Genomic DNA, 10,173 nt, shown 5'->3' with positions numbered 1-10,173 from the left:
GGCGGGGGGAACGGCGAAGCGCCCCCGCCCGGTGTCTCGGTCACCCGAGTCGAACTCCCCATGGGCGGGGACGCTATCAAGTGGTACTGCCCGAACGGGCCCTACCGGATGGGACCTAGAAGTCCTCGTCCAGGTCGACCGTGCCCTCGACCGCGACCTGGTAGGCCGACGGGCGGCGCTCGAAGAAGTTCGTCAGTTCCTGGACGCCCTGGAGCTCCATGAAGGAGAACGGGTTCTGCGAGCCGTAGAGCGGCGCGAAGCCGAGGCGGACCAGGCGCTGGTCCGCGACGCACTCCAGGTACTCGCGCATCGACTCGGTGTTCATGCCCGGCAGGCCGTCACCGCACAGGTCGCGGCCGAACTGGAGCTCCGCCTCGACGGCTTCCTTCAGCATGTCGGTGACCTGCTGCTGGAGCTCGTCGTCGAAGAGGTCCGGCTCCTCCTTGCGGACGGTGTCGATGACCTCGAAGGCGAAGCTCATATGGGCGCTCTCGTCGCGGAACACCCAGTTGGTGCCCGTGGCCAGACCGTGCAGCAGGCCGCGCGAGCGGAACCAGTAGACGTACGCGAACGCCCCGTAGAAGAACAGGCCTTCGATGCACGCGGCGAAGCAGATCAGGTTCAGCAGGAAGCGGCGGCGGTCGGCCTTCGTCTCCAGCCGCTCCAGCTTCTCGACCTCGTTGATCCACTTGAAGCAGAACTGGGCCTTCTCGCGGATCGAGGGGATCTCCTCGACCGCGTCGAAGGCGGCCGCGCGGTCGTCCGGGTCGGGCAGGTAAGTGTCGAGCAGCGTCAGGTAGAACTGGACGTGCACGGCCTCCTCGAAGAGCTGGCGCGACAGGTACAGGCGCGCCTCCGGGGAGTTGATGTGCTTGTACAGGGTCAGGACGAGGTTGTTCGAGACGATCGAGTCGCCCGTCGCGAAGAACGCGACGAGGCGCCCGATCATGTGCTGCTCGCCGGGCGTGAGCTTGGCGAGGTCGGCGACGTCCGAGTGGAGGTCGACCTCCTCCACGGTCCAGGTGTTCTTGATCGCGTCCCGGTAGCGCTCGTAGAAGTCCGGGTAGCGCATGGGGCGAAGCGTCAGCTCGAAGCCCGGGTCGAGCAGGTTCTTGGCGGTGGAACTCATTACTGGCAGGCCTCGCAGGACTCGGGGTTCTCAAGGGAGCAGGCGAGCGCTTCCGCGGCGGCGGCCTCGGCGGCGGCCAGGGCCGCGGCGTCGGCGGCTTCGGCGCCGACGGGCTGCGGGAGCGCCACCGGGGTGGCGGCCTGCGCGGCGCGGGCGATCTTCGTCGCCGGGCGCGAGCGCAGGTAGTACGTGGTCTTCAGGCCCTGCTTCCAGGCGTACGCGTACATCGAGGACAGCTTCCCGATGGTCGGCGTCTCCAGGAACAGGTTCAGCGACTGCGACTGGTCGAGGAACGGCGTACGGGCAGCCGCCATGTCGATCAGGCCGCGCTGCGGGATCTCCCACGCCGTGCGGTACAGCGCGCGCACCTCGGCCGGGATCCAGCCGAAGCCCTGCACGGAGCCGCTGGACTCGCGCAGCGCCTCGCGGGTCTGGGCGTCCCAGACGCCGAGCCGCTTGAGCTCCTGCACCAGGTAGCCGTTGACCTGGAGGAACTCCCCGCTCAGCGTCTCGCGCTTGAAGAGGTTGGAGACCTGCGGCTCGATGCACTCGTACACGCCCGCGATGGAGGCGATGGTCGCCGTCGGGGCGATGGCCAGGAGGAGGGAGTTGCGCATCCCGGACTTCGCGATCCGGGCGCGCAGCGCGTCCCAGCGCTCCGGCCAGTTCAGCTCCACGTCGTAGTGGTCGGGGTGCAGGACCCCGCGGGCGGTACGGGTCTGCTCCCAGGCGGGGAGCGGGCCGCTGCGCTCGGCCAGGTCGCACGAGGCCTCGTACGCGGCGAGCATGATGCGCTCGGAGAGCTTCGTGGACAGGGCCTTCGCCTCGGGGGAGTCGAAGGGCAGCTTCAGCTGGAAGAAGACGTCCTGGAGGCCCATCGCGCCCAGGCCCACCGGGCGCCAGCGGGCGTTGGAGCGGCCGGCCTGCTCGGTCGGGTAGAAGTTGATGTCCACGACGCGGTCGAGGAAGGTCACGGCGGTGCGGACGGTCTCGTCCAGCCGCTCCCAGTCGATGTCGCCCTTCTCAGCGAGCACGAACGCGCCGAGGTTGACCGAGCCGAGGTTGCAGACGGCCGTCTCGCCGTCGTTGGTGACCTCGATGATCTCGGTGCAGAGGTTCGAGGAGTGGACGACGGTGCCCGGCTCCGCGGTCTGGTTCGCGGTGCGGTTGGAGGCGTCCTTGAAGGTCATCCAGCCCTGGCCGGTCTGCGCGAGGGTGCGCATCATCCGGCCGTACAGGTCGCGGGCGGGGATGGTCTTGCGGGCCAGGCCGCCGGCCTCGGCCTCGCGGTAGGCGGCGTCGAACTCGTCGCCCCACAGGTCCACGAGCTCGGGGACGTCGGCCGGGGAGAACAGCGACCAGTCGGCGTCCGCGTTCACGCGGCGCATGAACTCGTCCGGCACCCAGTGCGCCAGGTTCAGGTTGTGGGTGCGGCGCTGGTCCTCGCCGGTGTTGTCGCGGAGCTCCAGGAACTCCTCGATGTCGGCGTGCCAGGTCTCCAGGTAGACGGCCGCGGCGCCCTTGCGGCGGCCGCCCTGGTTCACGGCGGCGACGGAGGCGTCCAGCGTCTTGAGGAACGGGACGATGCCGTTGGAGTGGCCGTTGGTGCCGCGGATCAGGGAGCCGCGGGCGCGGATGCGCGAGTAGGACAGGCCGATGCCGCCGGCGTGCTTGGAGAGGCGGGCGACCTGGTGGTAGCGGTCGTAGATCGAGTCGAGCTCGTCCAGCGGGGAGTCCAGCAGGTAGCAGGAGGACATCTGCGGGTGCCGGGTGCCGGAGTTGAAGAGGGTGGGGGAGGACGGCAGGTAGTCGAGGCGGCTCATCAGCCGGTAGAGGGAGGCGACTTCCTCCACGGCCTGGACGCTTTCGTCCTCGGCGAGGCCGCAGGCCACGCGCAGCATGAAGTACTGCGGGGTCTCGATGACCTGGCGGGTGATCGGGTGGCGCAGCAGGTAACGGCTGTGCAGGGTGCGCAGGCCGAAGAAGCCGAAGCGGTCGTCGGCGCCCTCGGCGAGCGCGTGCTCGACGAGCGCGTCGAGCCGGTTCGCGTGGAGGCGTACGAAGTCCGCCGTGCGGTCGGCGATCAGGCCCTCGCGGTGACCCACCTCGACGGAGCCCGAGAACGAGAGGGAGCCCTGGCCGGCGGCCTCGTCGCGGACGGCCAGCGTCAGCAGCCGGGCGGCGAGCCGGGAGTACGCGGGGTCCTCGGAGATCAGCCCGGCGGCCGCCTCGGTGGCGAGCGTACGGAGCTCCGCCTCGTCGGCGGCGGCGCTGCGGCCGCGCAGCGCGGCGGCGGCGACCCGGCCGGGGTCGGTGTCGGGCAGGTCGGCGGTCAGCTCGGTGAGCGTGCGCAACAGCGCGGCCCCCGGACCCTCGTAGGCGGACGGGTCGGACTCGGCGCGCGGTGCGGAAGGCGCGATGGTCACGGGGGGAGCTCTCCCTCGCTCGGCTCCGGGAACACCGCTGGTGCGGGGCGCGAGGGGGCGCACGCGGGGGAGTGCGGGCCTGGCAGGGCAACGCATGCGCCACGTGACGTCCACCGGCCCAACCGCGAGGCCCGGACGAATCGGCGCCCGGGCCGGTCGATCCGGGCGCGCTGTCGACAGGTCCTCGGACTTGCGGATGCCCCGAACGGGTCCGGGCATTTCATACCGTTGCGGGACAGTTCCGGATTCTCACCGGATTCCCCTGCGACGACAGCGAGGACGAGCATACATGTGGGGGCCACCGCTCGCGGTAGCCCCCACATGTTGTGTCGTTCGGGCGGGGCGGCCCGCCGGTGGCGCGCTGTTACAGCTCGACGCGGTAGGTGAGCAGGGGAAGGCCCGGGATCGGGTACCAGTCCCGCTCCGGGGTGCGTACGAAGCCCAGCCGGTGGTAGATCCGGTGCGCTCCCAGCATCTTGTCCGTGGTCGACAGCACCAGGTGGGTCACCCCGTCCAGTTCCCGGGCGCGGGCCATGCAGGCCCGCACCAGGGCCTCGCCGGCGCCCCGGCCGCGGGCCTCGGGGGAGACGGCCAGCATCCGGAACTCCGCCTCGTGGGGGCCGGCGACCTGGGCCAGCGGGCTGCCGGGAGGGGCGAAGGTCACATTGCCGAGTAGCGTGCCCTCGTACTCCGCGACGATCACTTCCGCGTCGGCGGCCCGTCCGGCGACATCGCGCAGCCGGTCCAGGTAGGGGTCGTCCTCGGCGAAGTCCAGCAGCTCGTCGCGGAGGTAGGCCTGTGCGGTGAGCTCGCCCAGCTCTTCGTACTCGTTGGCCCGCGCCGCTCTGATGACTATGTCCATGCGGTCGAGTGTGCAGGACGGGTGTCGGTGCCCGGCGCTATCGTCGGATGCAGCACCGTCGGGGAAGGTGAGCGAGGCATGACTGCGATGACCGTCCGCCCTCACATGACGACCGAAGAGTTCGAGCACCTGGCCCGCATGGCGGCCCGCGAGGTGGAGGGGCTGCGTCTGGAATTCATCGGTGGGGTGCTGAGGAGCAAGGCCATGCCAGACGGGGACCACGGGAGGATCATTCTGTGGCTGACGCGGATCTGTATGCAGCACCACCCGGACTTCTGGTTGCACCCGGGGCAGGGAATCAAGGCGGAACAGTACCGCGAGGGCCGCGCCATTCCGGATGGGGTTCTGGCGCACGAGGACGCGTTCGTCGGGCAGGGTGACTGGGTGGATCCCGGCCCGATCCTGATGGCCGTCGAGGTGACCTCGTGGGACTCCGACACCGAGCGGTGCGACCGGACCGAGAAGCCGCGCGCTTATGCGCAGACCGGAATTCCTGTCTACCTGCTCATCGACCGGCTCAAGTGCCAGGTTCTCGTCCACAGCGACCCCGGTGGCAACGGCTACGAGACCGTGCGCACCGTTCCCTTCGGCAAGGAAGTCAAGCTCCCGGACCCGGTCGGAATCACCCTCCAGACCGAGCCCCTCAAGGACTGGGTGCGCTGACCGTCCAAGCCGAAGGCCCCTCCGGGAAGCGGCGGGGCCTTCGGCGTAGCCAAGTTCAGCAGCAGCGGAACCCCTCGCGGGGGTCCGCCTCGCGGGCGTCCGTGCGGGCGCGCTCGAAGGCCCGGCGGGTCATGACCTCCGCGTCCGGGTCGTGGGTGCGGGCGTGGGCGACGTAGTGGTCGTACGCCGCCTCGCCCGAGAACTCCCGTACGTAGAACCGGGCCCGGTCCAGGGCCCGGCGGAGCCCCGTCACGTGACGGGTTCCTTGACCCGGCCCCCGCCCGAGTCGAGTCCGGCGGCGGCGAGCTCCGCGCGCTCCTCGGCGGTGGCGATCAGCCCGGCCGGGGCGATGATCTTCGACTCGGTCCAGGGGGTCTCGGCCAGGGTGACGGACTCCGGCTTGCGGACGGCGTTGAAGCAGGTCCGGGCCGCGTCCAGCAGGACGATGACGATCAGCAGCGCGAAGAGCACCGACAGGACCCCGTCCACCGTGGCGTTGGTGACCACGGTGTGCATCTCGTCCATGTTCTTGGCGGGCTTGAGGATCTTCCCGGCGTCGATGCCGGCCTGGTAGACGTCCCGCTGCGCGAAGAAGCCGATCTTCGGGTTGTCCGAGAAGATCTTCTGGTAGCTGGCGGTGAGGGTGACGGCCACGTCCCACGCCAGCGGAACACCCGTCACCCAGGCCCACTTGAGCCGGCCCGACTTGATCAGCAGCGTGGTGCAGACGGCCAGGGCGACCGCCGCGAGCAGCTGGTTCGCGATGCCGAACAGCGGGAAGAGCTGGTTGATGCCGCCTAGCGGGTCCTTGACGCCGACCCACAGGAAGTAGCCCCAGCCGCCGACGACGATCGCGCTGGCCAGCCAGACGCCCGGCTTCCAGCTGATGTCCTTGAAGGACTTGTGCACGTTGCCGAGGGTGTCCTGGAGCATGAACCGGCCCACGCGGGTGCCCGCGTCGACCGTGGTCAGGATGAACAGGGCCTCGAACATGATCGCGAAGTGGTACCAGAAGGCCTTCATCGAGGAGCCGCCGACCACGGACGAGAAGATCTCCGACATTCCGAGTGCGAAGGTCGGCGCGCCGCCCGTACGGGACAGCAGGCTGGCCTCCTCCACGTCCTTCGCGGCCTGCGCGAGGGCTTCGGGGGAGATAGCGAAGCCGAAGTGGGCGACCGCCTCGGAGGCGGTCTGGACGGTGGCGCCGACGACGCCGGCGGGGGAGTTGACGGCGAAGTACAGGCCCGGGTCGATGATGCAGGCCGCGATGATCGCCATGACGGCGACGAAGGACTCGGTCAGCATCGCGCCGTAGCCGATGACCTTGACCTGGGTCTCCTTCTGGATCATCTTCGGGGTGGTGCCGGAGGAGACCAGCGAGTGGAACCCGGACAGCGCCCCGCAGGCGATGGTGATGAAGACGAACGGGAACATCGAGCCGGCGAAGACCGGGCCGTCGCCGCGCGAGGCGAAGTCGGTGACCGCGGGCATCCTCAGCACCGGCATCGAGACGACCACGCCCACGGCCAGCAGGCCGATGGTGCCCACCTTCATGAAGGTGGAGAGGTAGTCGCGCGGGGCGAGCAGCATCCACACCGGCAGCACGGACGCCACGAACCCGTACGCGATCATCCAGATGACCAGCGTCTCCTTCTCCAGGGTGAAGGTGCCCGCCAGTGAGGACTCCGCGACCCAGCCGCCCGCGACGATGGCGAGCAGCAGCAGCGCGACGCCGATGACGGAGACCTCGGTGACCCGGCCCGGCCGCAGGACGCGCAGGTAGAAGCCCATGAAGAGGGCGATCGGGATGGTCATGCCGATGGAGAAGACGCCCCACGGGGAGTGCGCCAGCGCGTTGACGATGACCAGGGCCAGCACCGCCAGCAGGATGATCATGATGGCGAACACGGCGACCAGCGCGGCGGCGCCGCCGACCGGGCCGATCTCGTCCCGGGCCATCTGGCCGAGCGAACGGCCGTTGCGGCGGGTGGAGAAGAAGAGCGTGACCATGTCCTGGACCGCGCCCGCGAAGATCACGCCCGCGACGATCCAGATGGTGCCGGGCAGGTAGCCCATCTGGGAGGCGAGTACGGGGCCCACCAGCGGGCCGGCGCCGGCGACGGCGGCGAAGTGGTGGCCGAAAAGCACCCGTCGGTCGGTCGGGTGGAAGTCGACACCGTTGTCGAGGCGTTCGGCGGGAGTGGCGCGGGTCCTGTCCACCTTCAGGACGCGGGTGGCGATGAAGCGCGCGTAGAAGCGGTAGCCGATCGCGTACGAGCCCAGCGCGGCGGCGAGCAGCCACGCGGCCGAGATCTCCTCGCCGCGCGAGAGCGCCAGCACGCCCCAGCCGACGGCGCCGACGAGCCCGACGAGCACCCACAGGGCCACGGACCGGGGAGACGTGCGCCCCAGCGCCCCCGGGGCGGTCTCGGGGCCCTGTGACGACGAAGGCGAGCCCGGCGTGGTGCCCGGACTCGCCGCGTTCCGTTCTGTTTCCGTTGCTTCCGGTTCAGGCATGATCCCTGGTCCCCTCGTTGATCATCTGCGTAAGCGCAGGGAATCTACGGGGGGCCGCCCGGTGGACGTAACCCCCCGTCCGCATAGCGGAACGAGAGTCAACTACGAATCAGACCGCGGGGCGCTGGAGTCGGGCGACGAACTTGTAACGATCGCCGCGGTACACCGAACGCACCCACTCGACGGGCTCCCCGTCGGCGTCCAGCGAATGGCGGGAAAGCATCAGCATCGGCAGCCCGACGTCCGTGCCGAGCAGCCCGGCCTCCCTCGGGGTGGCCAGCGAGGTCTCGATGGTCTCCTCGGCCTCGGCGAGGCGGACGTCGTACACCTCGGCGAGGGCGGTGTAGAGGGAGGTGTACTTGACCAGCGAACGGCGCAGCGCCGGGAAGCGCTTGGCCGAGAGGTGGGTGGTCTCGATGGCCATCGGCTCGCCGCTCGCCAGCCGGAGCCGCTCGATGCGCAGGACCCGGCCCCCCGTGGCGATCTTGAGCAGGCCGGCGAGGGTGTCGTCGGCCGTCACGTAGCCGATGTCCAGGAGCTGGGAGGTGGGTTCCAGGCCCTGGGCCCTCATGTCCTCCGTGTAGGAGGAGAGTTGGAGGGGCTGGGAGACCTTCGGCTTGGCGACGAAGGTGCCCTTGCCCTGAATCCGCTCCAGCCGCCCCTCTACGACGAGCTCCTGGAGTGCCTGGCGGACCGTGGTCCGCGAGGTGTCGAATTCGGCCGCGAGCGTCCGCTCGGGCGGTACCGGCGTGCCGGGCGGCAGCGTCTCGGTCATGTCGAGCAAGTGCCGCTTGAGCCGGTAGTACTTGGGCACGCGTGCCGTACGAGTGGCCGCCCCGCCATCCGGCTCCGTGGTCGCCCCTTCGGTGGCCATCGCCGCCCGCCTTCCAGACTCCAGTTTCGTTGCCGTCACCGGCTCCTCCGATATGTGCGGTCACATCGTGACACGGGCGGGAGGACAGGCCTCCTCCCTCCCCCAGGTGTCGGTCCGATAACGGACCGAGCACCCGCTCATTAGACCCTTGACACCCCTAAAGGTCTAGGCCAAGCTCCCGTTACTGGTCTACACCAATATGGATCAGATCCCGGCCCCACGGGCAGTACTTGGTGCTTTTGAGTCACCGCGGCGGGCAAGGGAAGTTGCAGGCAGCATCCCTGAGGAGGGTGGCGTGAAGCGCAAGCTCATTGCGGCAGTCGGAGTCGCGGGCATGGTTATCGGCCTCGCGGCGTGTGGTGGGTCTGACGGCAAGGCGGGGACCGCCGACAAGGCCTCCGACGCCAAGGAGATCACCGTCTGGCTGACGGTCGACGCGCAGAAGAACTGGCCCGACCTGGTCAAGGCGGCCGACAACGCGGTCATCGCGAAGCACCCGGGCCTCACGGTCAAGCACGAGTACTACGGCTGGCCGGACAAGAACGCCAAGCTGGACGCCGTGCTCGCCACGGACAAGGCCCCGGACGTTGTCGAGATGGGCAACTCCGAGATGATCGGCTACATGTCGACCGGAGCCTTCTCCGAGGTCGACGCGTCGAAGTTCGAGAACTCGGCGACGTGGCTGGACGCCCTCAAGCAGTCCGTCACCTACGACGGCAAGACCTACGGCGTCCCCTACTACGCCGGTGGCCGCGTCGGCACCTGGCGCAAGGACATCGCGGCCGAGGCCGGCGTGACCGCCGCCCCGAAGACGTGGGCCGACTACACCGCCGCCCTGGACAAGATCCAGGCCGCGAAGGGCGACAAGTTCAGCGCCCTCTACCAGCCCTCCCCGGACTGGTACGCGGCGATGTCCTACGTCTACGACGCCGGCGGCGCCATCGCCAAGAAGGACGGCGACAAGTGGAAGGGCTCCCTGTCCTCCGCCGAGTCGCTGAAGGGCCTCAAGCAGTACAAGGACCTCCTCGACAAGTACATGCACGCCGACAAGACCAAGGACGAGTCCGACCGTCCGGTGGTCTTCGGCCAGGGCAACTCCGCGGCGATCTTCGCGGCCGGCTGGGAGGGCGCCACCGCCGCGACCCCGGAGAACGACAAGGTCGGCGGCCTGGCGGACAAGCTGGAGAACTTCGTCCAGCCCGGTCCCAACGGCAAGAACCTCCCCGTCTTCCTCGGCGGTTCGGACCTGGCCATCCCGGCCAAGTCGAAGGCCAAGGACGTCGCGGCCGAGTGGATCAACGTCTTCACCGGTTCGGCGGGCCAGAAGGGCCTGATCGCCAAGGGCAACCTGCCGAACAACAAGACGGACCTCGCCCCGCTGAAGGCGGACCCGAAGACCCAGGTCGCGGCCACCGCGGCGGAGTCCTCCTGGTTCGTCCCGACCGCGCCCGGCTGGGGCCAGGTCGAGAAGGGCAAGGTCCTGCAGACGATGCTCCGTGACATCGGCACGGGTGCGAAGTCGGTCGAGGACGCGGCCAAGGCCGCCGACGCCGAGATCGACAAGGTCATCAACACCAAGTGACCTGAAGCCGGCAGGGCCCCCCCCGCCCGCGGGGGCCGGCCCCCCCCCAACAGATGGTGCCCCCCGGGGCGCGCCCTGTGTGGCGCCCCCACCCCCCCACCCCCCCCGGCGGCCGCCTCG

Annotated in this window: 8 protein-coding genes and 1 riboswitch; of the genes, 2 read left to right on the top strand and 6 right to left on the bottom strand. The window is 69.7% G+C overall.

From position 1 onward, the window contains the following. Positions 1-115: 115 nt before the first annotated feature. The 3 genes from ACFXDJ_RS35565 to ACFXDJ_RS35555 form a co-directional block, all read right to left on the bottom strand. A complete protein-coding gene (locus tag ACFXDJ_RS35565; protein WP_384653714.1) occupies positions 116-1,129 on the bottom strand; it encodes a ribonucleotide-diphosphate reductase subunit beta in 1,014 nt (337 codons plus the stop codon). Further along, a complete protein-coding gene (locus ACFXDJ_RS35560) occupies positions 1,129-3,555 on the bottom strand; it encodes a ribonucleoside-diphosphate reductase subunit alpha (protein WP_384851271.1) in 2,427 nt (808 codons plus the stop codon). Before ACFXDJ_RS35560 ends, ACFXDJ_RS35565 begins: the two co-directional genes overlap by 1 nt. 179 nt (positions 3,556-3,734) lie before the next feature. Beyond that, positions 3,735-3,817: riboswitch (cobalamin riboswitch) on the bottom strand. A 102-nt stretch (positions 3,818-3,919) separates the two neighbouring features. Then, positions 3,920-4,417: a GNAT family N-acetyltransferase gene (locus tag ACFXDJ_RS35555; protein WP_384653710.1), complete on the bottom strand. Its 498-nt coding sequence runs from the start codon at positions 4,415-4,417 to the stop codon at positions 3,920-3,922. A gap of 78 nt (positions 4,418-4,495) precedes the next feature. On the opposite strand from ACFXDJ_RS35555, the gene ACFXDJ_RS35550 reads away from it, so the two are divergent. Further along, positions 4,496-5,080 (top strand): Uma2 family endonuclease, encoded by a 585-nt coding sequence (locus ACFXDJ_RS35550; protein ID WP_384653708.1) that lies wholly within the window; start codon positions 4,496-4,498, stop codon positions 5,078-5,080. A 55-nt stretch (positions 5,081-5,135) separates the two neighbouring features. Here ACFXDJ_RS35550 and ACFXDJ_RS35545 read toward each other — a convergent pair whose 3' ends face one another. The 3 genes from ACFXDJ_RS35545 to ACFXDJ_RS35535 all read right to left on the bottom strand — a co-directional run bounded on the left by ACFXDJ_RS35545 (position 5,136) and on the right by ACFXDJ_RS35535 (position 8,471). After that, positions 5,136-5,333, bottom strand: coding sequence for a CstA-like transporter-associated (seleno)protein (locus tag ACFXDJ_RS35545; RefSeq protein WP_384653706.1), 198 nt, complete (start codon positions 5,331-5,333; stop codon positions 5,136-5,138). Then, positions 5,330-7,597: a carbon starvation CstA family protein gene (locus tag ACFXDJ_RS35540; protein ID WP_384653704.1), complete on the bottom strand. Its 2,268-nt coding sequence runs from the start codon at positions 7,595-7,597 to the stop codon at positions 5,330-5,332. Before ACFXDJ_RS35540 ends, ACFXDJ_RS35545 begins: the two co-directional genes overlap by 4 nt. Before the next feature lie 109 nt (positions 7,598-7,706). Beyond that, positions 7,707-8,471 carry a GntR family transcriptional regulator gene (locus ACFXDJ_RS35535; protein ID WP_328304082.1) on the bottom strand — a complete coding sequence of 255 codons (765 nt, stop codon included), beginning with the start codon at positions 8,469-8,471 and terminating at the stop codon, positions 7,707-7,709. A gap of 295 nt (positions 8,472-8,766) precedes the next feature. Here ACFXDJ_RS35535 and ACFXDJ_RS35530 point away from each other — a divergent pair, with 295 nt between their 5' ends. After that, on the top strand, positions 8,767-10,053 hold the full coding sequence (locus ACFXDJ_RS35530; RefSeq protein ID WP_384653701.1) for an extracellular solute-binding protein: 1,287 nt from the start codon (positions 8,767-8,769) through the stop codon (positions 10,051-10,053). Positions 10,054-10,173 lie beyond the last annotated feature (120 nt).

Origin of the sequence: Streptomyces sp. NPDC059443, from assembly GCF_042750105.1 — a bacterium.
Lineage (GTDB): Bacteria > Actinomycetota > Actinomycetes > Streptomycetales > Streptomycetaceae > Streptomyces.
Note: the sequence above shows the minus strand (reverse complement) of the source record. Positions and strands in the feature narration are given on the sequence as shown.